The sequence below is a fragment of the Zooshikella sp. RANM57 genome (genome assembly GCF_050749885.1).
In the GTDB taxonomy this organism is placed as follows: domain Bacteria; phylum Pseudomonadota; class Gammaproteobacteria; order Pseudomonadales; family Zooshikellaceae; genus Zooshikella.
Genome location: NZ_JBOIUB010000013.1, coordinates 112,253 through 139,061, shown reverse-complemented (window position 1 = coordinate 139,061; position 26,809 = coordinate 112,253). Strand labels below are relative to the sequence as shown.

The window sequence follows — 26,809 nt, the reverse complement described above, 5'->3', positions numbered from 1 at the left end:
CTCGGCCAGTGCCCAGTCACTGTCTTCTTGAATAAGGGCCACACCCCGAGCATCGACAATGGCACTGACCCGGCCCAATGCATCATACCGGTATTGGGTCTCTGCGGCCGCCTCAGTACCCAGCGCGGTGATTTCCGCGACTTTTTGGTTACGCTCATCATAGCGATAGGCGGTGCGGCGCTCCGCCTGCATGCCCGCTGCTTCGGTTTTTAAGGTGAGGTTGCCAAAAGCATCGTACTGATAACGGGTCTCATGGCCATTACCGTCAGCACTGGGCACGGTTTCCGCCACCAGACGATTCAAGGCATCGTAACGGAAACGAACAATGCGGTCGGCATAGACCAAGGAACGCGACTGATTGGCACCCAGGGCCATGGGGAGCAAACCACTGTAGCGGTTCTCGAAGATTTTATTGCCGAAGGCATCGTAGTCGAACACGGTCAGGTAACCGTGCTCAGCATCCACCTGCTTCAACTCACGGGTCAATTGACCTTTGCTGTCGTAATAGAACAGCGTGCGGAAATCACCGTCCACTGTAGCTTGGCGCAACACCGTTCGTTGGCCCAGGGCATCATACTCATAAAACTCGGCCCGCAGCTGACCCGAGGCTAACCCCGCCTGCAACTGATCTTCGGTCAGCCCTAATGTGACCTCACTGGCCGCACCCGTAATCAACGCGGTTTTATGACCGGCGGCATCATAGCGATACACCGTCGCTTGGTCCTGGGCATGCTGCAGCCCCGACAAACGCGCGGAGATCTCAGCGGTCGAACCACCACGCAGCCCTTCATCCAACGCCTGAGCGTAACGCACGGTACGGCGCAACTGACCTAAAGCATCGTACTCATGGGCGGTGACATGGCCGAGGGCATCGATTTCCAGCTGGGTGCGGCCTGCGCTATCGTAGCCCGTATGCGTAGTTACCGCATCTAGCCTCCGCACTGCACGTCTTACACTGGAATAACTTGGTGTTGCACTGTATTCAACAGGCATGGTGTAACGTTTGGTGCCTGTCACCTGGCCCAATGCATCATAGACTTTCTCAGTAACGTAACCTTGCCCATCAATGGTATAAACTTCACGCCCAACCTTGTCATAAACATGCTGTTGGAAAACTGCCGTTTCATTATGCTCAGCAATATAATCAGTAATTTGCTGCGCGGAAGGTGTTGTTGAATCCAGGCTGATATTAATGGGCGTTTTATACTGTAAGCTCTCAATCAGTCGATCATTCACATCATATTTAAAGGCACTGATATAGCCTGCCGCATCAATTTGATACTGTTTACGACCCAGCTCATCATAAATAACCTGAGTGCGCTGACCCGCTATGGCATTGTCTTTATCAGTATCTGCTTTTGCTTTTTCAATCAACTGCAGGACATCACTTGATGACAGTTCACGTGCTTGTTGAGGGTCGATATTCAGGTGATCATCATAGTGCAGAGAATACTTCAAGGTAGAAGTCAGTCGGCCAACGTCATCATACTGATTAACCGCAACATAACCGGCTGCATCAATGACAACTTCTGGCTGGTTTAGCGCATTGTAAAACTGGTAGGTAGTGACTGCAGGGTTATCCTTAAGCCCTGTGGTGACAATCGATAGATCATGATTTTCCAGCAGTGAATAAACCTGTTCATCAACCAGTGGTTTGCTGAAACGGCTTTCCTGAATCACATTGCCATTAGCATCATAATGAAATGCAGTAACTTGCCCCAAACCATTAACTTTGTGGGTCACCTGGCCATCGGCATTGAAAAAGCTAAAGCTGAGGCGATCATGCTCCGTCAGCTGAGGCAAGCTGCGTGCAGCCAGGCGAGCTTCTACTTCACCACGGCTCTCAGTACTGGCCAGTAGCTGCTCTGCAAAGCCTTCGACATTAATGGCTTTAGCATAGTGTCGGGTAAAGATTTTCTGGCCTGCCGCATCATATTTATACGCAGTAACGCCACCTTGTCCATCCACGGTATAACGCAAACGATTGTTGACGTCATAACCAAAGAAGGTCTGGCTACCATTCGCATCGGTTTTAACCAATACATTACCACGGGCATCATATTGATAACGGGTAGTCAGCGCTAAACCATCAGGATCAACAGTTTCAGCGACTTTACGACCAAGATTGTCATAGTGATAGCGGGTCTGCGCCAACATTCCTTCTCGTTGACTACCTTGTTCAACCGAAACCTGATTGCCTAACTCATCGTAGGTGTAGCGGGTAATCAGTCCAGCACCGGCAAAGCCACTGTCACGCACCACTTCCAGCACGCGCCCTGCGGCATCATATTTCATGGTGGTGGCAACCCGGTCAGGTCCTCGTTGATACGTTACCTGACCAAAAGCATCCAACCGATAACTGGTCGTGAGCTTCGCACCCTCTGGGTCCACGGTTTCCGCTAACTTACGACCCACCGCATCATAGCTGAACTGACGTTTAATGCCTTGGGTGTCCGTGGACTCAACCAACCACCCCCGCTGGTTATAAGCTTTGCTCTCCTGCTGTAACAGATTACCCTGAGCATCCAGACGCTGAGTATTTACCAAGCGCCCAGCCTCATCATAGGTAAACCGTTGGCGATTACCTTTGGCATCGGTAATTTCCAACGTTTCGCCATGCTGGTTTTGCTGGGTTTTGACCGCATGCCCTGCAGGGGAAACCAGAGTTATGGTGCGAGTCTGATCGTCAAATTGATACTGAGTCACTTGTCCGAGCGGATCAGTCACACTGACTTTACGACCTAGCGCATCATAACGATAAGCCGTGGTTTCACCACTGTGGTTGATCTCAGCCACCACCCGGTTCAGCCGGTCATAGGCTGTTTGTTGGCGATGGTTATCAGCAAATGTTTTTACAGTGAGTCGGCCAAAGGCATCATATTCGTGGTGGGTCTCGAGTGTTTTCGTGCCTACAGCGAGAGTGGTTAAAGTTTCATCACTACCAGAAAGCTGACTGATACGGCTGACCAGTCCTCGCTGGTCATAAGCGGTTTCAGTCACTGCATACTGTCCATTAGCAGCCCGAATGCTTTTTGCCAGTCGGGTCACTTCACCAAAGCTGTTATAGGCTACCCGGGTTTCAGCACCATCTGCAGCAATAGTGTGTAGTTTTCGCCCCGCCTGATCAAAGCTTTGTTGGGTAATACGATCTTGCTTGTTAGTCGTGATGACTTTTAATTGGCGACTGTTATCCCAGCCCCCTGTCAGCTCTTTTGAATCAATTAACGTAAAGTAATCAACACGTGTGGTTTGTTCACCAAAGGTGTTATACCGATACTCCGTAACAGAGGCTTTACCCTGGGTATCTACTTGTTGGATCGTATAACGTAGGCGCTGCTGATGATCATAATAAAAGAAGGTAACGGGCTGACCACCTTCTGCCGTTTTGGGTGCTTGCTGGCGTATTTTCAGCCCTGCTTCGTTATAGACAAACGTTGAGGCATAATCGTGCCAAACAGCTTCACGCGCCGCATCTGTTTTTGCCTCTGTCAGGCGCACAGCACCTTCCGCAGTCAGCTCAGCAGTCACTCGACCCTTTTGATCAAAACGACGCTGAGTGGTGTGCGCCTTGCTAAGTTGTTTATTTGCACCTGTTACTGTTTGACTTAGCTGACCGTCCGCATTGTAGGTATAGCGTGTGACTACACCAAAACGATCTGTGCTGGTTTGTTTGCGACCCGCAGCATCATAGGTGATAGATTCAACACTGTTCGGCTGACTGGCATGCGTCGCCAGCGCCCGTAGTTCAGTTAAGCTTTGCCCCGCATAGTTAACGGACTGATGATAACGAATGGTTTGAGTAAGCTGACCAAGCTGGTCATAGACATTTTCAGAGAGGTAACCTTCAGCATCAACTGTCGCTGTCAGTTGACCAAAGCCATCATAAATAAAGTGAGTTTGTTGGTCCGCAACATCAGCCGTTGGACGAATATCCGCTAATTCACGATCAAACTGCTGACCCACATAGTCCACCGCCTTTTTGGCATAGTGAATTTCACGGATTTTTTGCCCTGCAGGGTTATACACATATTCTGTCAAATAACCTGCTGCATCGAGACTACCTACAAGTTGCTGGTTGTCGTTGTAAAGCTGATGGCTAAAACGACCTTTGATATGGTCACCATTAGGGTCAGCAAACTTCAGTAAAGGTGTCTGATAGGAGTAGCCATCAACCACGACTAATGCGTGACCTTCTAGCTCGATAGGGGGGTAGCCATCTTTAACGATCTTGATATAGAGATCATTACGCGATGCGACCAGGTCACTGAGTGTTAGCTCTATTGATTTACCATCTGCAGAGCGCTGTGAGGCCAGGTCAATAAACTGATACTCAGCATTATCTTGTTGAGCCAGCCGATAGGCGATGGTGGTACCTGGCTGAGTCACATCAAGCGGTAGTTTATCCAGCGGAATCGTTAACTTACTGTTAACGACGATGTCTTGCTGATCACCCACGGTATACATGAATGATTCAGATTTTTTGGTGCCATCCAAATAGTGCTTATGAACCGAAATACGGTAACTACCACTGTCTAAAGGACGATCCAATGAGAGGTTGATATCACCCTGATAGAAACGATAACCTCTTGGATAAGTTATTGCCTCAGAGACTTGCTTATTGGTTTGTGTATCATCCACATAGACCTGGATGTAATCGATATTCCGCGCATCTTCTTCAGAAATTACGCCTGTAAGCGAAGCCCCAGCGGTCGGTTTATTGACAATAGTGTCTTGTTGCCAGGACACATTCAGCGGTTGATGGCTGGTCTGTGGTACCCATTGAAAACGCGCTGTTTTGTGATAACGACTAACATCACCTGTACGCTGACCACCCGCTTGCTGATCAATAACGATTTCATAAGAGGTATTGGGGATTAAATCGGTCAGTTCAACCTGATAAAACCCATCGACAATAGCAATACTTTTTTCGGTAAATGGCGTACCTGACTCAAGATCAGGTCCCACTCTGTCCACAATGCGGTATTTCAGCGTATGCTCGGCACCACTGAGTTCAGCCATATCATCAACCGGCCAACGTAGCGTTTGCGATAAGACCTGCTGACGACCTTTCTCCAGAACGAAAGTAGGCTTAACAATGCTTGTACCATCATTAAGCTCAACAATCACTGTGGCACGAAAGCGGCCATTACCCGAAATAGCAGGCAACACTAGTTGCCCCTGATAATCGTCAAACTTGTCTGGAAATGTTCTGCTTAACGTTGAGTGTCGTGTTTGCAGATTATAAAGATCTGCCCGAATATACTTAACCTGTGCCTGCTCTTCTGGCGTTAAGTAATTCAACAGAATTGTGCCGTTAATATCCGGATGATTTTGCTGCTTAATTTCAGTGACATAATCAGGCCAAGGCTTAGCGTTGCGCGTAGAGGCCTGACTGCTTGCTTCAATATTCGCACCGGAAGTCACTGTTTTTGTGGTTTGGGTGAGTGCACCTAAATGATATTGAGCATCACTATGCTCACTGGCTGGCCAACGAGTGGTAGTGCTGTTATCCACAGCAATTGGGGTGTAATCCCCCAGTTTGGCAAGGATATTTGCTTCAGTCAGTGGCTCAGCCAGAACCTCTGAACTTAGCGATGTTTCATAATGTTTCTCACTGACTACCTTACCATAAGCATTGTAAGCCCATTCAGTGACAGCACCTGCGCCATCCACCTGAAAGCGCTTTTGCCCTTGGCTGTTATACACCCAATACTGATGACGATCAGCTGTTGGATTGGCTTTAGGACGCAGCTTATCAAGGTTAAATAAGCTTTCTTTTAGCTGACCAAAAGAGAGTAAACGACGCGTGTCAACGAGTGTCTCATACTGAATACTTTCAATCAGTTGTTCATTGGCATCATAACGAAATTCCGTTAGCGCCCCGACACTATCAACGCTGGCCACTTTGCGGTTTCGAGCATCAAATAAGGTATAACTGCGACCACCTGTTTTATCTTCACTCGCTACTTGCCGGCCCGCTTTATCATAAAAAAAGCGAACACGGTTAGTCGCAGTCGTATCAGAAGCTTGTTCAGTACGGCTTAATAAACGACCTGCGGCATCAAATAATTCTGTTTTGACCAAGCCATTACTGAAGGTGGTTGCGACAGTATGTTGCTGATCATCATAACGAAAAACGGTGGTTTGGCCGGCTTTATTGGTTTTACTAAGAATCCTACCCAAACCATCATAACTAATCGTTTCTGCAACACCTGCAGTATCTATTTTTCGAAGTAGTCTACCAAAAGCATCGTATTGAAAAGCAGTTTCTTGAGTATTGCCTTGACCATCGTGTTGAATAACTTTACCAATCAAACCACGGCTGTCGTATAAGGAAGTAGTACGCATCACTTGCTGTGCTTGCTCACTACTTACCAATGTATTTAATTCTGCTAATGTCGGCTGAGCAGCATTTTCACCCTGATTTAAAACAAGCTTATTTTTGGGATAGCGAACCCCGTTAACCTGATAGGTTTCTACTAGCTGGCCATAGGTATCATAATTAAATCCAGAGATATTACCTTCTGGAGAAATAACAAAGCGCTTAAACCCCTGCTCATCATAAACATAGCGTTTTGCTACCACATTTTCTGGAATAGCCTTACGCTCGTTATCATTTAAAGGGGCACGCTCCAACTGCCAGCTAGCTTCTGCAACAAGCTGTTGCTGATCGTTATACTGAAAGTGTTTTATATGGTGATTGGCATCAAACTCATAAACCAGATTACCCATGGCATCAAATTCACGAGTAACCTTATTGCCCAACCCATCAATAACTTCAACAATATTATCTTGAGCATCGTAACTGTATTGCAGGGTAGTGCGCTGTCCCTCAATGGCAGGTGTTAATACCTTAACAATACGCCCCAAATCATCAAACTGATAATCCGTTTGCTGTCCTAGTGCATCCGTAACCTGAGTAGTGTGATTTTCTGGATCATAGTGATAGTCTGCGCCTATACCCGTCGCATCACGGTATTGGCTAATGACATACTTATCACCCACCTGCTGATATGCAAATGTCAGCTGTGTACCATCACTATTGGTTATCTGCTTAATACGCTGACTATCACCCTCATAGCTATAGGTAGTTTGGTAAATAACACCATCTTCGACGCTATTATCATCAGGTGTTAAATCGGTAATGACGGTTGCCAAACGACCTGAGGCATCATAGCTATATCGTGCTAACGAACGCTTAATTTGCTGATCATTATCGCCTGTATATTCAATTTGAATGGCAGTTAGCTTTTGCCCTTCATAACTTAACTGGGTAATTTGTCCAGATGCATCTTCAAGTTTAACCAGTAGATTATTTTGATAGGTTAACTGAGTGCGATTACCCGCTTTGTCTTCAAGGGCTGTCAACTGACCTGTTGCATTATAAAACTCTTTTACCCGACTACTGCCTTCCTCCCAAGTCCAGCTTTTAGTGGTGGCATCATAACGAAACAAATCATGAGCACCATCGCCATCGGCCGTGATATACACCTTATGTTGTTCGCTATAGCGGTAAATACTTTCACTACCATCACCATTGCGCTTAACAAGCAATGATCCTGCTTCATTGGGTACTTCAGGTAGCTCACTAATATAGCGATTTAACCCTAACAGCCAAGGCTGATTACGTGGGTCATTACTTTGTCCCTGGCTATTATAGGTCTGTAATAATGAGGTATTCAGCCCCTTACTTGCCAGATCATCCGTGTAATGTTGGATAATTAAATTACCGGTATTATGGTTAATAAATACGCGGTTATTCCCCTGCCCTAATGCACTGCTCTGACCATTTAAACCTGTAAGTGAATTGTTGTATAAGCCTAACCCTTGACCTGCAACAACTGCTACCATGATGTATTTACCTTATTTTATAACTGCCTAGTAAGGGTTCGTTGATAGCCATACGCGTTGTTATGCGTATATTTACTTCAAAATAGGTTGATTAGCTCGTCTTGATCTACGAATAGAATCGTACATCTTTAGTAATAAATGCTATCAACTGAACCGCTGACATCTATGTTAAAATCATTCAATAAAAAAATCAGACCATGACGATGTATCAACAACATTCATCATGGCATTACCCATCACAAGGGGTATATTTATATATATCCAGTGATTGGCCAAAAATGTTAAATAAAAAATGAAAAAAATTTAGATTTTTTTTAAAATGGTCAAATAAGCAGCAAAAAATGAGTTTTTTGTGTACTATTCATACAACCACTGCGTTATATATCCACAGCGAAGAGTGAAAAGTTAAGAGTATAGTGGTACGAAAGAGTAGTTTTGGATGAACTGGAAAATGGCTAATCGAATATAACAAGGCTACTTGACCCATCCGCAAACACGTCGTGAATCCTTCCCTGGAGACTTGATTGCCGCATCCTTGCGGCAAACAGTTTGCTACGGATCAAATAGCCTTTTACCTCATCTACATGAGGCAAATATCCTGGCTATTTTGCCGTTCGAGAGAAGCAATATTAGTTTTTAATACAACTTCGGTTTGCAGAGTCCCATGGTCGTTTACTGTACTGTCCACCAGTAACAACTGAAGTCCATCCTTCTTCACACACACAGCTATTATTTTTTAAATATGCCGGCTTGATTGCCTGAGCAAGACTGCTATCCCCCATAGTAGGCTGTGAGCAATACCCTGCCATACTACCAGCTGGTAATTGTGAATAATGAGTAGCTACAGGGCCTTCTGGCCCCTGAGGCCCAGCAGGACCTTGATCTCCCTTATCACCTTTAGGACCTTGTGTACCTCTTGCTCCAATAGGGCCTTGTTTTCCTTCATCGCCTTTAGCCCCCTTAGGTCCTTGAGGGCCAACTGGACCTTGGGGACCTGTATCACCTTTCTGTCCTTGCTCACCCTGTGGGCCTCGGTCACCTTTTTCTCCTTTGTTGCCTTTATTACCAGGAATACCGGGTGCACCTTGATTACCTCTGGGTCCTTGTGGACCTTGATAGAACTCGGGAACACAGTTAAAACCGACATCCGCTAAACAGCTTGCTTCCACAGAACTTATCGCGCGGTTATACACATGGATTTCATCAAGCTCGCCTTGCAGCGGATAGGCAAGTTGCTCAGCAACAGAATTACCAAAAACCAAAGGACCATCTGTTGCCAAATTATCAGGCATACCTAATTTGACGCCTTTTAAACGCTTGCCATTCAGTGCCAAATGTAAGCCATTGGGCTTACCATTATAAGCTAACACTAAATGCTGCCATTTATTTTGATAACGTGGTAAAGGATCAAGAGATTCAATACCGCCAATAACACCAGATGCATTTTTAAACATCACCTTCAGTCGGTTATCACTGTCTAAAAATACAACGAATAACGCTTCACCTGTTGAGTCGGCCTTTTCTATCAGCACCTGCTTTTCACTAACTTGTTTAGTTTTAAACCATAAGGCAACTGAAAACGGTTGGTTAATATCAAAGGCTTCACCGTTGTAATTAACCTGCGCAACAAATGGATTATTTTCTTCTACTTTAAGTGAAGAACCCTCAACCCCCTCGTTGCTATAAACTCCGCCACTTAAATCACCCGCACCGTTTTCTAAAAAATAGCCATGATTACCTTGTCCAGAATAATCCACACCACCTTGCTGGTGTAACCCTGCATCAAAAGACCAAAAACCTATTTCTGCCGAAGCTGGCTCAGCATGAGCATTTACAGATACTTGTGAAAACAACGCAGCAGAAATTGCTATTGCCAAAGTTTTTTTCATTATTTACGACCTTATTTCACTTCCCGGATATTTTTTAACCCCACCCTGCCCTACTTATTTAAGGGGAGAGAAACAAGACAAAGCATTCTCTACCCCTTATTTATAAAGTGGTAACTTAGAAGAATTAATAATTAATCAAAACGCTTAAAATTATGCACCATCAACTCCTCCCCACTTTTCAAGGGAGAGGTTGGGAGGGGGTTAAATATACTAATCAATAATTGTTAAACGGCAGTTGGCTTTAAAGCCATAAGTACTCCATGATACTAGCGAAAAGTTAAGATCATCATCATTTTGATCCTTCCAGTTTTTATATCTGCTATCATTAAACCAGCAGGGTTCATTTATAAAAATATTTTTTCCAGATATTCCGTCACCATTTGTTCCAAACCTTCCACTACCAGAGTGCCCATACCATTTTTTTGTATTTTTGTTATAAAAAAACATTGAATGTTCAAATTGATTTATAGTGGAGTTACTTTTTTCTTCCACATCAACTCCAAGCCGCAACTGACATCCATCCTCATCACCACATAACTCGATAATGTCAGCCTCAGGTATAACTAAAGATGTACCTCTTTGTTCCCTTGGTACAAAATAGTGCTTTCTATCCACTGACGAACCCGGTTTACCTTGAGGGCCTACCTCACCTTTTGCTCCCTGAGGTCCAATTTTCCCTTGTGGACCCGTATCTCCTTTCGGCCCTTGGTCACCCTTATCGCCTTTTTCACCTTTTAAACCTTGTGGTCCACGTGAACCTGTTGGTCCTTGATCGCCCTTTTCACCCTTTTCTCCTTGAGGTCCTCGTTCACCTTTATTCCCTTGAGGACCACTTAACCCTGTAGCACCCTGTTCTCCCACTTCTCCACGAGGTCCTTGATAAAATGCAGGTACACATTTAAAGCCTAATTCCGCTAAGCATTTTGCTTCTGTTGAACTGATTGCACGATTATAAAGATGCACTTCATCAAGCTCACCAAGTAAAGGCGTTTGTTCAAAGCCATTGCCTAAAATAATTAAGCCATCTAACTTAGATAACGTTGGCAAACCTTTATTGGTACTTTTTAGATATTTTCCATTTAACGCCATATTCATATCATATTGGCTACCATCAAATGAAAACACCACATGTTGCCATTTACCTTGGATATCATTCAACGGAACAGAGACTAAACCACCTTTACTGCCACTATTATCGACAAACTCAACTACTAGCTGATTTTGGCTATTTAGATAAAGTCCATAACGTGCATCACCCTGCGTATTTTTTTGCTCAAATAATGTTTGAGCAGTATTGAGCTGATCTACCTTAAACCACAGTGCTACAGAAAATGGTTTACTGATATCAAATTGCTTAATATCAATAACAAGTGGGTCAGTTTCATCAACAATTAATGCATTTCCTTTGGCACCATCTTTAGTATATTGACCACCTTTTAATACCGTAGCACCAGCCAGCACCTCTTCAGCAAAACTATAAAAATAACCATGGTTATTTTGCCCTGAAAAATCTCTAGTGCCTTCTCGATCAAAACCTGCATCAAAAGACCAAAAACCTAATTCAGAGTTGGTCAATACTGGTTCGGCTATTAATGATGTGGACACTGAAACACTAATAATACTTGAAATAACTACGGCTAATGGTTTCTTCATTAAATACAACCTTTTTTACTTTCCGGAAAGTTTTTTTAACTCCACCCTAGCCCTTCCCTTATTTAAAGAGAGGGCAAGACAGAGTTTACTCCACCCACTTAGTTTGAAAGGGCAACCTAGCGGAATTAATAATTAATCAATTCATTTCAAATTAAGCACAATGCACTCCTCCCCACTTTTCAAGGGGGAGGTTGGGAGGGGGTTAATTACACTAATCAATAATTGTTAAACGGCAGTTGGCGTTATAGCCATGATTATTCCATGAAAGCAAACCAAAGCTAGTATCAGTATCAGATAAATCCTTCCAGTTTTGATACTTTCCATCAGTAAAAGCACACGACCAAATTTTCATTATATGCTGAGTAACATTGTTACTATTATTACCATTATCATCATTGATTGAAGCCCGCCATTGCTTCGTTTCTGCATCGTAATAAAACAAAGAAGACCGAGAAGCTACACGCTTACTATGTTCACCAGTTGAGCCAAGAAATCCCTCCATCCCCAACCGCAACTGACATCCATCCTCATCACCACATAACTCGATAATATCTGCTTCAGGAATAGTTAAAGACGTACCTCTTTGCTCCCTTGGTACAAAATAGTGCTTTCTATCCACTGATGAACCCGGTTTACCTTGAGGGCCTGCTTCTCCTTTTGCTCCCTTAGGTCCAATTTTCCCTTGTGGACCCGTATCACCTTTTGGTCCTTGATCACCCTTATCGCCTTTTTCACCTTTTAAACCTTGTGGTCCACGTGGACCTGTTGGTCCTTTATCGCCCTTTTCACCCTTTTCTCCTTGAGGACCTCGGTCTCCTTTTTCACCTGCATTACCTTTTGTACCTGGAATTCCTGGTGCACCTTGATTACCTCTGGGTCCTTGTGGACCTTGATAAAACTCAGGAACACAATTAAAACCTACATCAGCTAAACAGCTTGCTTCTACAGAACTTATCGCACGGTTATACACATGTATTTCATCAAGTTCGCCTTGCAGCGGATAGGTAAGTTGCTCAGCAACAGAATTACCAAATACCAAAGGTCCATCTGTTGCCAAATTATCGGGCATACCTAATTTGACGCCTTTTAAACGCTTGCCATTCAGTGCCAAATGCAAACCATTAGGTTTACCGTTATAGGCTAATACTAAATGCTGCCATTCATTCTGATAACGTGGTAAAGGATCAAGGGATTCAATACCACCAATAACGCCTGCAGCATTTTTAAATATGACCTTCAGCCGGTTATCACTGTCTAAAAATACAACGAATAATGCTTCGCCTGTTGAGTCTGCCTTTTCCAGCAGAACCTGTTTTTCGTTAATTTTTTTAGCTTTAAACCATAAGGCAACTGAAAACGGTTGGTTAATATCAAACGCTTCACCATTGTAATTAACCTGCGCAACAAAGGGATTATTTTCTTCTACTTTAAGTGAAGCCCCCTCAACCCCCTCATTGCTATAAACTCCGCCACTTAAATCACCTGCACCATTTTCTAAAAAATAGCCATGATTACCTTGTCCTGAATAATCCACACCACCTTGCTGGTGTAACCCTGCATCAAAAGACCAAAAACCTATTTCTGCCGAAGTCGGTTCAGCATAAGCATTTACAGATACTTGTGAAAACAATGCAGCAGAAATTGCTATTGTTAAAGTTTTTTTCATTATTTACGACCTTATTTCACTTCCCGGATAATTTTGTAACCCCACCCTAACCCTCCCCTTAATTAAAGGGAGGGAAAGAAGACGAGTTTTCCCCAACTGCTTATTTAAAATGGGCATCTTAGCGGAATTAATAATTAATCAAAACGCTTAAAATTATGCACCATCAACTCCTCCCCACTTTTCAAGGGAGAGGTTGGGAGGGGGTTAAATACACTAATCAATAATCGTTAAACGGCAGTTAGCGTTGTAGCCTTGTCCACTATTATCCTGAGACCAAGAGATTAAATCAAAACTTAAGGTTGTATCACCTTTATTAGTATAATTTTCGTGGTATCCATCTGTAAAATAACAGGACCAAGCTATAAATATATGCTGCATTACTCCATCATTATTTTTCCCTCGCACGGTCCCTTCCAATGAATCCCATTGTTTATTTTGAGTATTATAAGAGAAAAATGTGGATCTCCACGTTACTCGATTACTATACTCATCTTCAGGGCCATTCCATCCCTCCATTCCTAGCCTTAACTGACATCCATCCTCATCACCACATAACTCGATAATGTCCGCCTCAGGAATAGTTAAAGATGTACCTCTTTGTTCCCTTGATACAAAATAATGCTTTCTATCCACTGATGAACCCGACTTACCTTGAGGACCTATCTCACCTTTTGCTCCCTGAGGTCCAACGTTCCCTTGTGGACCAGCATCTCCTTTCGGCCCTTGGTCACCCTTATCGCCTTTTTCACCTTTTAAACCTTGTGGTCCACGTGGACCTGCTAGTCCTTTATCGCCCTTTTCACCCTTTTCTCCTTGAGGACCTCGATCGCCTTTTTCACCTTTATTCCCTTGAGGACCACTTAACCCTGTAGCACCCTGCTCTCCCACTTCTCCACGAGGTCCTTGATAAAATGCAGGTACACATTTAAAGCCTAATTCCGCTAAGCATTTTGCTTCTGTTGAACTGATTGCACGATTATAAAGATGCACTTCATCAAGCTCACCAAGTAAAGGCGTTTGTTCAAAGCCATTGCCTAAAATAATTAAGCCATCTAACTTAGATAACGTTGGCAAACCTTTATTGGTACTTTTTAGATATTTTCCATTTAACGCCATATTCATATCATATTGGCTACCATCAAATGAAAACACCACATGTTGCCATTTACCTTGGATATCATTCAACGGAACAGAGACTAAACCACCTTTACTGCCACTGTTATCTACAAATTCAACTACAACCTGATTTTGGCTATTTAGATAAAGTCCATAACGTGCATCACCCTGCGTATTTTTTTGCTCAAATAATGTTTGAGCAGTATTGAGCTGATCTACTTTAAACCACAGTGCGATAGAGAAAGGTTTTCTGGTATCAAATTGCTTGATGTCGATAACAAGAGGATCTGTTTCATCAACAATCAACGCATTTCCTTTGGCACCATCTTTAGTATATTGACCACCTTTTAATACCGTAGCGCCAGCCAGCACCTCTTCAGCAAAACTATAAAAATAACCATGATTATTTTGTCCTGAAAAATCTCTAGTGCCTTCTCGATCAAAACCCGCATCAAAAGACCAAAAACCTAATTCAGAGTTGGTCAATACTGGTCCGGCTATTAATGATGTGGACACTGAAACACTAATAATACTTGAAATAACTACGGCTAATGGTTTTTTCATTAAATATAACCTTTTTACTTTCTGGAAAGTTTTTTAACCCCACCCTAACCCTCCCCTTATTTAAAGGGAGGGAAAGAAGACAGCGCTTACTCCCACCATTTATTTAAAAGGGGCAACTTAGCGGAATTAATAATTAATCAATTCATTCCAAATTAAGCACAATTCACTCCTCCCCACTTTTCAAGGGGGAGGTTGGGTGGGGGTTAAAAACGCTAATCTATGATTGTTAAACGACAGTTAGCTTCATACTCCTTCCAACTCACTAGTGAGAAATTTAAGTCTTTATCTCCAGCAAGTTGCCAGTCTTTATAATCTCCATCCGAAAAATAACATGCATAAGCGTGAGCAATATTTCTCTGAAAGACATTGTCACCATTAATCCCGTATGCTTCACTACCTTTGTTGCCATACCAGGCTTTAGTATCTTTATTATAGAAAAACATAAAGCTCCCAAACTCAACATTACCTGGAAGACCTGTACTCCAATCATCAAGTCCTAACCGTATCTGACATCCATCTTCATCACTACATAAATCAATGATATCTTGTTCAGGAATAACAATTGACGTGCCACGCTCTGCTTTTGTCGTATAATAGTGTTTTCTATCCACTGACGAACCAGGCTTACCTTGAGGACCTTGTTCACCTTTTGCTCCTTGAGGGCCAACTTCCCCTTGTGGACCGGTATCACCTTTCGGTCCTTGATCACCCTTATCGCCTTTTTCACCTTTTAAACCTTGTGGTCCACGTGGACCTACTGGCCCTCTATCTCCATTTATACCTTTTTCTCCTTGAGGACCTCGGTCACCTTTTTCGCCTTTGTTACCTTCTTTACCAGGAATTCCAGGAGGTCCTTGTCTTCCTCGATCACCTTTTGGTCCCATATAAAAAGCTGGAACACAATTAAAGCCTAACTCAGTAAGACAGTTTGCTTCTATTGAACTAATTGCACGATTATAAACATGGATTTCATCCATAAATCCCTGCAAAGGATAATTCCGTTGATCGATAACAGAGTTACCAAATACCAAGGGGCCATCAGCTTCAACACTGGCAGGAATACCCAGATTATAAGCATCAATACGTTTACCATTTACAGCAAGATGAATGCCGCTAGGTTTACCGTTGTATGAAAAAACTAAATGTTGCCATTTTTGGTTAGCATCCGTTAAAGCTGTATCAGCTTCCAAACCACCTAGCTCACCGACAGCATTTTGAAACAACACTTTCGGTCTATTTTCTTCGTCAAGAAAAATGCTAAAGCGTGCATTTGTTGTTTGGCTGCCTTTTTCAACTAATACTTGGCGATCACCAACTTTCTCAGCCTTAAACCATAGAGAAATTGAAAAAGGCTCATTGATATTTAATTTAGTAATGTTGGCTATAAAAGGATTATCTGCTTCAATTTTTAAAGCCGCACGATAAGCACCTTGTTCAGAGTATTGACCACCATTAAAAGATCCTTCCCCCTCATCTAAGAAATAACCATGATTGTTATTACCTGAGTAGTCCACACCTCCCTGTTGATGTAGACCTCCATCAAATGACCAGAAACCTAGTTCCGAGTTAGTTAATATTAACTCTTCTGCCAATGCAGTTGATATTGAAGCACTAATAATGCTTGAAATTAATACGGCTAGTGGCTTTTTCATTAAATAAAACCTTTTTTACTTTCTGGATAATTTTTAAACCCCACCCTAACCCTCCCCTTATTTAAGGAGAGGGAATTAAAGCCTCTTCTGCTAATTCATTAACGCTATTTTGATATAAAACGTTGAGGGCTAAATTAAGCACAATCAACTCCTCCCCTCTTTTCAAGGGGGAGGTTGGGAGGGGGATATAGCTATCTATTATTTAATACGCTTCCAAATATAAACAGTTACAAAAGGCTGAATATTATTATGGGGTTTATCGCCACCTTCTGGCATCATTTGTCTACTTTCAATACCATCATTAATTGGCCATGGCCCCGAGTTTCCAACAGTAATCCAACCAGAGGTATTACCAAACTTCCAGTTTCCACGATAACCTTGACGATGCGTATGTGCTGGCATTTCAGGTATTGTTAATTGATGCTGAAACTCTCCCCCAACACTGCCTGCAGTAAAGTTTCGATTTTCACCACGAGTGTCTTTTGTAGAACCTGCACCTAAAATAACCCGCCCTTGTCCAAAGGGTTGCCACTCACCAATACCAAGCAACTGACTTGGATTTGCACCATTAGTCGCATTGAAATACAAACTTCCTACAGGATAGATATCCGCAGGATCACCCTTTGGACCTTGAGGTCCTCGATCACCTTTTACTCCCTGGTCGCCCTTTTCTCCCTTTTCACCTTTAACACCTTGAGGACCACGTGGGCCTTCTGGTCCTATTAGACCGCTATCACCTTTTTCACCTTGCAGGCCTCGATCACCTTTATCGCCTTTTTTACCCTGTCTTCCTGGAATACCAGGTGCACCTTGAGGCCCTCTTGATCCTGGAGGTCCTTGGTAAAAAGTCGGTACACAGTGGAAACCTAAATCCGCTAGGCAATTTGCCTCTAATGAGCTAATTGCTCGACTATATAAATGAATTTCATCCAATTCTCCCATTAATGGGTTATTTAATTGCTCAGCGACACTATTGCCAAATACCCAGGGATTATCTGTACTTAAATCTTCAGGCAGACCCAACTTGACGTCTTTTAAGCGGCGACCATTTAACGCAAGATTTAACCCACTTTGGTGTCCACTGAAAGAAAATACAACATGTTGCCAGTTATTTTTTAAATTAGGCAACGGGTCAAGGGACTCAACACCACCTATTACACCAGCAGCATTTCTAAAGACCACTTTTAAACGGTTATCTGTATCTACAAAAATTGAAAATATAGCATCTGAAGTTGAATCGCTTTTTTCTACCAGTACTTGTTTAACATTGGTCTTTGCTGGTTTAAACCAAAAAGAAAGCGCAAAGGGTCCATTGATATCAAATTTTTCCCCATTTGCTTTAACATTGACAACCAATGGATTCATTTGCTCCAGTTTAAGTGATGTACCTGAAATACCTTGTTCGTTGTACTTTCCACCACTTATAGAACCTTCACCTTCTTCAAGAAAATAACCATCATTTCCTTCTGACGAATAATCCACCCCACCTTGTTGGTAAAGCCCACCATCAAATGACCAATACCCTATTTCTGAATTAGTGATAGCTGGATAGGCTGTATCAGAAGCCATTGAAGATGCTGATATCAGCGTTGAAATAATAAGTACTAATGGTTTTTTTAATTGCATTTTATGTTACCTATTTTACTTCCCGGATAATTCGTGAACCCCACCCTAACCCTCCCCTTATTTAAGGGGAGGGAATCAAGACTGAGTTTTCTCTATCATCTTCGTTAAGAAGGATGATTAAGTGAAAAAATATAACCAGTCATCTTACTAATAGTTTGCATGATATATTCCTCCCCCTTAGATAAGGGGGAGGTTAGGAGGGGGTTAGCTTTTAAAATTTATTGCGTACTACCAAGTTGATACAACTCTGCTATTTCTTGCTGTGAAAGGCATTTATTAAATACAGCCACTCGTTGGAACTGTAAATCTGAAATACCGCCACTTCCTGGCACGCCTTCAGAAGGTACAATAGAGTATCCTAAGTAAAAAAAGTTTTTGTTATTTAAACTTGGCACGCCTTTAAATACTTTAGATACATTTCCATTCAAAAATAGTGTGAATTGACTATTATAATAAGATAGCCCAATAAAGTAGTATTGATCAGCTTTTAAGTCAGTCTGATGCAACACTATAGGTGTTCTAATCATGTTTGTTTTTTTATAAAAATCTAAAATAATTCCATCATTTACACTATTTACCGCATAAAACATGCGTTGGTAATACTGTAAACTATCAAGTCTAAACCACCCAACCCAAGTAAACCCATTTTCCATATCTTCAGTACTTAACCCACCCATGGAAAGATAGGCATCACCATCAAAATCAAATGACTTTGTTGCTACACCGGGTACTTCACTCTCTTTTACTTTATCCAGTATTTTTCCTGAACGAGAGGTAAATTGGCCATCAACCGTGCCACTGCGGTCTCGGAGTTTTTCTCCATTAATATCATCCGCTACATAATGACGGATTGGCTTTAACTGCTGTATTTTTTTATTTAAGGCAACAGTACTAGCATCAGCAATGACAGGATTTGTGCCATTGATGTATTCCTGAGCATTGGTAATACCATCATTATCTGCATCTTGTTGGGCATCATCAGCATCGGGGTCTAACCCATAATAACGTTCCCAACTGTCTTGCATGGAATCTTCATCTTGTGTCGTTTCCATACAAATAGCATAGCCACTTCCTGTCGGATTTCTGAAGTTACCATTTGCTATTGCCTCACAATACCAACCATTATTATGTGGATAGTTTTTTTTCAGATAATAATAGCGCTCTCCTGGGTCTAGCTCTTTTCCAACTTTACAACCGCCACCGATGACAGTTTCATTAGATTCACAACTTACCTGACAAATACCAAGATACTCATTGGGGTTTGAAAAGCGACAGGTTCTGATTACGGGTGGTTTTATTACCCCATCCTTCCCATCTTTGCCCGCAGTCCCTACTGGACCTTGCTTGCCTTGGTTACCCTGCTCGCCTTTTTCGCCTTTAGGCCCTTGAGGACCAACAGAACCTTGTGGTCCAGCAACACCTTGTTTACCTTGTGGACCTTCAACACCTCTTTCTCCTGGTTTGCCCTGCTTACCCTGTGGCCCTTGCAAGCCTACTGCTCCCTGCTCACCTTTTGGTCCTGTTGGCCCCTGGTATAAATCGGGAACACACTTAAAGCCCAATTCTGTTAAACACTTTGCCTCTAGCGAACTAATTGCACGGCTATAGAGCTGAATTTCATCCAGTGCACCGTAAAAAGGTATTTGATTTACCCCATTTCCAATAATGATTGGGCCATCTAATTTTGAAAACGAAGGTAATGCAGTTTTAGTAGCAGGAAGGTACTGACCATTTAGCGCAAGGTGCATATCATATTGATTACCATCAAATGAAAAAACCAGATGCTGCCACTTCCCTTTTATCTGAGTAAGCTGATTAGAAATCAAGCCACCCTTAATTCCATTTTCATTAACAAACTCAATAGCAACTTGGTTTTGCTCATTTAAGTAAATACCAAACCTTCCTTCCCCAAACTCAGGACTTCGATTTTGCTCAAACAACGTTTGTTGCATTCCTACTTCATCAGCCTTAAACCATAACGCTAATGAAAACGGCTTACTTACATCAAAGTCAGAAAGATTAATCAGCAACGGGTCTTCCATATCCACTAAGAGTGCTGTTCCCTTTGCTGCATGTTGAGAGTAACGTCCCCCTGCCAGCATTATCTTTCCTAGCGATACTTCATACTCATTACTTAAAAAGTAACCATGATGTTCATTACCTGAAAAGTCTCTGGCACCTTCATTATTTAAGCCTGCGTCAAATGACCAGTAACCCAATTGTGTTGATGTCGGCGTTATATCATCGGAAGTACACACAGGGGAGAAAAAAATGGTGGAGAGGCATAAAGAATATAATAATTTTGTATAATTAATCATCAGTTTCACTTTACCTACATTTAAAAGCTGCAGGTCATATTCTAATACTAATGACGTATAATTTGTAGTGTAACTTATTGATTTACAATAGTTTTATTTTAATTGAATTATCCCTCATCCAGTATACTTAAAAAAACACTGCTGCTTATTTTTAAAACAAATTATATTACATTAAGCTCTAAAAAGTTGGAGTATCTATAGGGCACTACCAAAAATGCACTTTTTTTTAGAGGCTCCCTATAATAGATATCCTGAAATTCATACTTTTTGTTCAATCCGAACTGCACAATACCCGTATTCAATCAGGCCTTATTTTTTCTTTTATAATCAGATAGTTATACAAATTTCTTAGTATATCTTTTGCCAATAACCCAGATAAACGGTATAATTTATCAGACCATCCGTATAGAAGGCACTCACTGACTATATGTTAGTTCGTTTATAAATTACTGATCTTCGTGTTGCTTAATGACCTGTAACCACTTATCAAACGCTATATTTTTACCGCAAAGTACTACAACAACATCTTTACCCTTATATTGGTCAGCCTGTTGCATTAGTGCCGCCATGGCAACGCCAGCAGAACCTTCTACTATTTCCCGTTCATACTTCCCTAGTGCATACATCGCCTGACCTATTTCTAGCTCAGAAACTGTATAGCATTTATCAACCACTTTTTGTGCAATAGGAAAGGTTATACTTCCTGGCTCCACACCACCTGCCGTAGATTCTGAAAGTGTCGGTTGCTCTTCAACTTCAATTACTTCACCATGTTCCAGACACTTTAATAAAGCTTGAGCATTCTCTGGCCAGCACCCGACTATTTTTGTAACTTTCTCTGTTACTTGCTCTGTTTCTAGTTGGCTCTCATTGTAATAAGAACCAATACCACTTATCAGTCCACCACCACCTACACTGACAAATACTGCATCAGCATTGGGCAACTGTTGGTGTATTTCCATTCCTAACGTTGCCTGACCTGCAATAACATAAGGATCATTGTAGGGTGAAACATAATAACAACCTTTTTCTTTAGCCTGCTTAGCAGCTTGTTGTTCTGCAAGTAAACAGTCACCATCAACCACAATGACATTGGCATTTAAATACTGTAATGCTTTTAATTTTACTATTGAGGTGTTTTCTGGCAAATATACGGTCACATTAGTACCCGTTATTTTGCCTGCCATTGCCACACCTAAACCATGATTTCCAGAGGATGCAGTGATAACGCCTGCATCTTTTTGTGCTTGATTTAGCTGACTAATGCAACTTAAAGCACCTCTTAGCTTAAATGAACCAGTAAATTGCTGATATTCTTTTTTTAACCAAACATTAACACCCGTTTTTTCACTTAATTCGATACTATAATCCAAAGCAGTTGTTCTTAACCACGGACTTATTTGATTATATGTGTTTTCAATGAGTTCTTTGGTAATGTGCATAAAAGCTATCCCTTATTCATATATTTTCTTAAACGAATTATTTAAAGAAGATTTTCAATTGTTAACGTAATTCTTTTAAGTAGTTGAATACTGTTGCCCGACTTAAACCAATTACATTTGCTATATAGTCAGCAGCATTTTTTTTCTGAAATGCACCCTGCTCAAATAACGTCGCAACAAGTTCTTTTTTTTCTTCTCGTGATAGTGTATTCAATGTTAATTGGTGTGATCGCAACCAGCCATGGACAAATACATTAATTTTTTCTTGCCAGTCATCCTGAAATAATTCATCAGGCTGTGGAACCAACGATTCAGGCTTTAGAAAAAGCTGAAGTGCTTGTTGCAAACTATTCATTGCAGATACATCCAAGTTGATGCATAGCAGTCCAATATTCTTCTGATCAGGAGTTTTAAGTAATACACTGATACTTTTTAATTTACGTCCATCCCAGTTCAGCTTTTCATAAGGACCTATGACTGTTTGCCCCGGACTAAACTGCGTCTCATCTAAATTTGATTTCTCGTTTAGCTCCCGCTTTGAGAAGTTATTTGCTACATACACTACTGTATCAGTTGCTAAATTGTGTATCACCACCTCTGCATAAGGATGAAATAATGCCGCTATACCGTCAGCAACAGCAAAGTAAGGCGCTAATAACATTGATTGATCATTAATCGTCTGTTGTTTTTTCATTAGCTTTACCAAAACATACTTACTATTGATAATCTATACTATAAAGTCTATATTAGATTGTAAAGTATAAATTATACTTCTCAGTCGTTTGTGATTAAAAAGGGATAAGTATGGATGTCATAACACTTAGCCAAATACAGGCTGTATTTTCTCCAGAAGCCGCACTTCAAAGCATTAAAGAGGGTTTTATTGCTTATTCAAAGCAAAAGGTTGATGTACCTCCCGTAGGCTATCTTGGATTTAAGGAGCCACCAGGTGATTGTCATATTAAGTATGGTTATATCAATGAATCGCCTTACTTTGTCATTAAAGTGGCTACAGGTTTCTTTAAAAACCATCTTGTTAATCTACCCACCAGTGACGGTTTAATGTTGGTCATGTCATCCCAAACAGGACAACCATTAGCGCTTTTACAAGATGAAGGCTGGCTCACTGATACTCGAACCGCTATTGCAGGTGCGCTGGCAGTAATACAACTAGCACCTAAAAATATAGAACAAATTGGCTTTATCGGCTGTGGCATTCAGGCAAGACATCAACTACGGTGGCTTAGTTATGCGACTTCCTGTAAAAAAGTCAGCGTTTGGAGTCCATCCTTGCATAACAGCGAAAAATTTGCAGAGGAAATGGCCGAGTTTGGCTTTCAAGTTATACCTTCAACAGAGCCTGAGCAGACCGTCAGTGAAAGCCAGTTAATTGTGACGACAACCCCCAGTAGGCAACCCATTATTAATTCAGCATGGGTACAACCAGGAACCCATATTACAGCAGTAGGTGCAGATGCAGAAGGTAAACAAGAGCTAGAAACATCGCTCGTTGTGGCAGCAGATATACTGGTTGTGGACAGTAAAGATCAGTGCTGTGATCATGGCGAAACAGCACATGCCTTCCAAGCAGGACAAATTGAAAGTGAGAAAATTGTTGAGTTAGGCGTAATTCTAGATAATCCCAGCGCTATAAAACGCTCATCTACAGCAATTTCTATTTGTGATTTAACAGGGGTTGCCGTACAAGATATTGCCATTGCGACAACCGTGTATGAATCAATTAAAAAAAGGTAATTTATGACACAAAAAATAGCCTCACTATTTTTTAACGAGGCTATTTTAGCTTAACCAATCATCACTAACGATTGGCAGAGTAAGGATCATCAGCCACCAAATAGGCAATTAAATCACTTCGCTTTGGATGCTGACTCAACCAGTCACGAGTCTGTTTTATTTTTTGATAATCATCCTCACCAAACTGTTCTTTATATAGCTGTTCAAAGACCTCTTTAGCATTGGCTTCTCTTATTTTTCGTTGCCAAGGATCTGTAAAAATAGCATTAAGGTTTCCAGCCAGTCCTGCTTTTTTGAGTAATTCCCACTCACCTTTATCTAACCAAATGCCGTGCACATCAGGACTTAAATCCAAACGATGGTCGGTATCTTTAGAAATACGATACTTAACCATCAGTTTTCCTGTTTGAGGACAGGTCATCGCTCGTTTAGAATCTTCGGCTTCTACATCTATATTTGCCTGTTCAAACTGGTAATCTGGATTTGCCTCTTTCCAGCGTAAATAGTCTTTCAATAAGACCCAGTTGCCACCACAATGATCACATATATGGCAAGGAAACAGCATATCCAAATAACCTGGCGTCAACGAACCTTGACGACAGCTGGTACATTTCAACATAACGCACTCCTAATGCCGTCCAGTAGATGAGTTTATTAATAGCAAAAACGCATCCATTACGCAATTATTTCGATAACCGTCTCTTTGCCTTGTTTTGCAAGAAAAATAATCTATCAACACAGATAATCAACGTTTTCTACAAACCTGCTTGCTGTAAACGATTAGCATGTTGTCGATAGATACTAATGGGATTGGTATTAAAAAATCCATACATACCCATTACCTGATTAATTTCATCTAAATGATTAAGTTTATAATCATCTCGAATTACTTTTCCTAAATGCATATTACAACTGCTAACCAGACCATCATGTTTAGGCGTATTTGCATCGCCGTGCTTACCAAACATTAATGCTGTACCTAACATAATATAATCAGAAGGATCAACGGGATTAGTATACGATTTATTCCCTCCCCAAGAGTAATAATGTACGCCATTAACTACGGCTTCACCTTCTCCACAGGGAGTTAAAGGTAATGCGGCACTGTATTTTTCATTAAATGATTGCATTTTTTCAGTACTAAGCGCAGTCAACACATTAGCAATATTTTGACTCTTTCCTGAAGGGTTATCTGCAACAGCATTATCCACCAAGGTGATTGCACCATTCGTAATAAGCTGACCTACAAATTTTGTCACTTTACCTAATAATGGCTGTTTTTCATCCAGTTTTTTAAATACGCCTAACACCTTATCCGCAAAAATACTACCATTAACAGGTGTTCCAATGGCGGTTACTGACTTAACCAAATCTGGACGTACCGCAGCAACATAACGAATCGTATTACCACCTTGTGCATGGCCAATTAGATTAAAACCTGTCGCACCATTAATTGCCTGCCATTTTTCCAGCTGTTCAATTAACTGTTCACCACGTGCTTCATCAGACTCAAGTGCACTCAAATTTGCAGTAAATACTGTTGCACCACTTCTACGCAGTGATTGCGCGATACCATAGAAGTAATCAACGCCTTTAATGGATTTAAAACCCATTGTTCCATGTACAAGCACAATAGGATGAGCTGTTTTCGTATAATTTTCTTGCACTGTAGGCTCAGTCAATTGATTGATAAACTTAACCCAGTTTAACCAACCAGCATGTGCAGTACTTGTCGTTGCCAAAGCAACGCTAACAGCTACTGCTGATAGTGTTTTTTTCATTGATAATCTCCTCTTTTAAAACAACAAACATCTACATCAAAAAACTTCGCTATAGTTATGTATTTCTTGCGAAGCGAGTACAGAAAATTTATACCCACAGTGAAGGGTATATTTAGATAATTAATAGGGAGTACTTATATTTTCAATAGCAGCAACACGTTTACGTTCGTCAGAACTAAACTGCTGATTGAGTAATTGGTTAATTGCCAATTGTTGGTCACTAGTGGATAGTCCAGCATGTTCGATTTCTGCCTTCATTGTTCTAAAGGTTGAAAGTCGGGACTTCCATTGTTTTCTTTTTTTATCAAGTACTGCAAGTCTTTGTGCAGCCTCATTGCCTAATAACTCACTTCTCGCTTGGTAACGTTCAGTTTCAGATACATACTGCTGATCAATATTACTAAGCTGATTCATAACTTGTTCAGGCGCGACAATAAACCTGACTTGAGTAGGTATTTCATCCAATATACGAGTATATTCAGCCTGTTTTTCTGTAGAGGAAAGCGACTCATTCTGGGCTATTTTAATTTTTTGTAGTTGATACTGATCATACTCTTCCTCCAACCCGAAAAAAGCGTCTGCAGCTTCCATTCCAAGCTTATCTCGCCGTAATTGATATAAGTGTTCGAAATGAGCTTGAAGTTGTCCTACATTATTTTGAAAATTAACCTGTGTTGGTTCTACATTTCCATTTAAATGTATATTTGCATACTGTTCTTGATAGTTAGACAATTCGACGCGATAACTAATATAATCGCTCAGCAAGCTTAACCCTTCCTCTCTTGCTGGAGAGGGTAGGTTTTCAGTTAAATAATGCTGAAGCTTTATAATAAGCTCTTCAGTGGGAACCTCCCCTGTTGCAGACAAAAAATAATCAAATAAATCTTTTGTTTCTTGTTCTACAACAAGATGGCCTGCTTCATCTATTTGTAGTCGCCCGTCAATGCGTGTTCCTTCCCAAGATGAAGGTAAAAGCGCTTTTATTTTTGAAGTTTGGTTGGTGTTATTCTCATTGACAGCAATACGTTCACTGGATTGTTCATTTTTATTTAACGTTATCTGTTGACGTTGCTGAGTTATCATACCTTGTTGAACTACAGGCTCTGATTTAGATTGCTGCAATGAATGCTGTCCCTTTTGTAAGGTCGCAATACTGGCATATGCAACAATCACAGCTGGTGGCAGAATATAGTACCAAGCACGTTTCATAGTGACATTCCATGTAGTTACAGAAAATATCCCCATCCTGGCAAACAGTTAGGGTGCATTAGGACCACTATGGAGGGTGGAAATACAGCTTATCAATAACTAATACAAAACTTTTGCAGTGTTTTTCTTACTGCTATGAGTCTCAAATACACTTTATCATAAGGGCACCTCTAAAAATGTACTTTTTGAGAGTATGCCTATAAGCAAGTTATAAGCTATAAGCCGTATGGTTCCTTAAATTTTATTAAATAGAATTTTTATTTGGAACAGAATATACATAAATATGT

At 41.4% G+C, this 26,809-nt stretch carries 14 protein-coding genes; 1 reads left to right on the top strand and 13 read right to left on the bottom strand.

Annotation, left to right across the window (positions count from 1 at the left end; genetic code table 11):
- The 10 genes from ACQ96U_RS22170 to ACQ96U_RS22125 all read right to left on the bottom strand — a co-directional run.
- On the bottom strand, positions 1-7,851 hold a 7,851-nt coding region (locus ACQ96U_RS22170; RefSeq protein ID WP_431723460.1), incomplete at its 3' end, for a hypothetical protein.
- A 629-nt stretch (positions 7,852-8,480) separates the two neighbouring features.
- The gene (locus ACQ96U_RS22165) at positions 8,481-9,740 is read right to left on the bottom strand and encodes a LamG-like jellyroll fold domain-containing protein (protein ID WP_431723459.1); all 1,260 of its coding nucleotides are present in this window, start codon (positions 9,738-9,740) and stop codon (positions 8,481-8,483) included.
- 210 nt (positions 9,741-9,950) lie between these two features.
- Positions 9,951-11,393, bottom strand: a complete 1,443-nt coding sequence (locus ACQ96U_RS22160) for a LamG-like jellyroll fold domain-containing protein (RefSeq protein ID WP_431723458.1) — start codon at positions 11,391-11,393, stop codon at positions 9,951-9,953.
- Between the two features lie 211 nt (positions 11,394-11,604).
- The gene (locus tag ACQ96U_RS22155; RefSeq protein ID WP_431723457.1) at positions 11,605-13,059 is read right to left on the bottom strand and encodes a LamG-like jellyroll fold domain-containing protein; all 1,455 of its coding nucleotides are present in this window, start codon (positions 13,057-13,059) and stop codon (positions 11,605-11,607) included.
- A 213-nt stretch (positions 13,060-13,272) separates the two neighbouring features.
- Positions 13,273-14,739: a LamG-like jellyroll fold domain-containing protein gene (locus ACQ96U_RS22150; RefSeq protein WP_431723456.1), complete on the bottom strand. Its 1,467-nt coding sequence runs from the start codon at positions 14,737-14,739 to the stop codon at positions 13,273-13,275.
- Positions 14,740-14,951: 212 nt separating this feature from the next.
- Positions 14,952-16,391 carry a LamG-like jellyroll fold domain-containing protein gene (locus ACQ96U_RS22145; RefSeq protein WP_431723455.1) on the bottom strand — a complete coding sequence of 480 codons (1,440 nt, stop codon included), beginning with the start codon at positions 16,389-16,391 and terminating at the stop codon, positions 14,952-14,954.
- A 198-nt stretch (positions 16,392-16,589) separates the two neighbouring features.
- A complete protein-coding gene (locus ACQ96U_RS22140; protein ID WP_431723454.1) occupies positions 16,590-18,017 on the bottom strand; it encodes a phage baseplate protein in 1,428 nt (475 codons plus the stop codon).
- Between the two features lie 218 nt (positions 18,018-18,235).
- Positions 18,236-20,335 carry a LamG-like jellyroll fold domain-containing protein gene (locus tag ACQ96U_RS22135; RefSeq protein WP_431723453.1) on the bottom strand — a complete coding sequence of 700 codons (2,100 nt, stop codon included), beginning with the start codon at positions 20,333-20,335 and terminating at the stop codon, positions 18,236-18,238.
- Positions 20,336-20,781: 446 nt separating this feature from the next.
- Positions 20,782-21,777 (bottom strand): threonine/serine dehydratase, encoded by a 996-nt coding sequence (locus ACQ96U_RS22130; RefSeq protein WP_431723452.1) that lies wholly within the window; start codon positions 21,775-21,777, stop codon positions 20,782-20,784.
- 61 nt (positions 21,778-21,838) lie between these two features.
- On the bottom strand, positions 21,839-22,471 hold the full coding sequence (locus tag ACQ96U_RS22125) for a helix-turn-helix transcriptional regulator (RefSeq protein ID WP_431723451.1): 633 nt from the start codon (positions 22,469-22,471) through the stop codon (positions 21,839-21,841).
- A gap of 110 nt (positions 22,472-22,581) precedes the next feature.
- Here ACQ96U_RS22125 and ACQ96U_RS22120 point away from each other — a divergent pair, with 110 nt between their 5' ends.
- A complete protein-coding gene (locus ACQ96U_RS22120) occupies positions 22,582-23,532 on the top strand; it encodes an ornithine cyclodeaminase family protein (RefSeq protein ID WP_431723450.1) in 951 nt (316 codons plus the stop codon).
- Positions 23,533-23,596: 64 nt separating this feature from the next.
- Here ACQ96U_RS22120 and ACQ96U_RS22115 read toward each other — a convergent pair whose 3' ends face one another.
- The 3 genes from ACQ96U_RS22115 to ACQ96U_RS22105 form a co-directional block, all read right to left on the bottom strand.
- Complete coding sequence (locus ACQ96U_RS22115; protein WP_431723449.1) at positions 23,597-24,151, bottom strand: zf-TFIIB domain-containing protein; 555 nt, start codon at positions 24,149-24,151, stop codon at positions 23,597-23,599.
- A gap of 136 nt (positions 24,152-24,287) precedes the next feature.
- Entirely contained in the window at positions 24,288-25,313 is a 1,026-nt protein-coding gene (locus tag ACQ96U_RS22110; protein ID WP_431723448.1) for an esterase/lipase family protein, read from the bottom strand.
- Between the two features lie 120 nt (positions 25,314-25,433).
- Complete coding sequence (locus ACQ96U_RS22105) at positions 25,434-26,522, bottom strand: lipase secretion chaperone (protein WP_431723447.1); 1,089 nt, start codon at positions 26,520-26,522, stop codon at positions 25,434-25,436.
- Positions 26,523-26,809 lie beyond the last annotated feature (287 nt).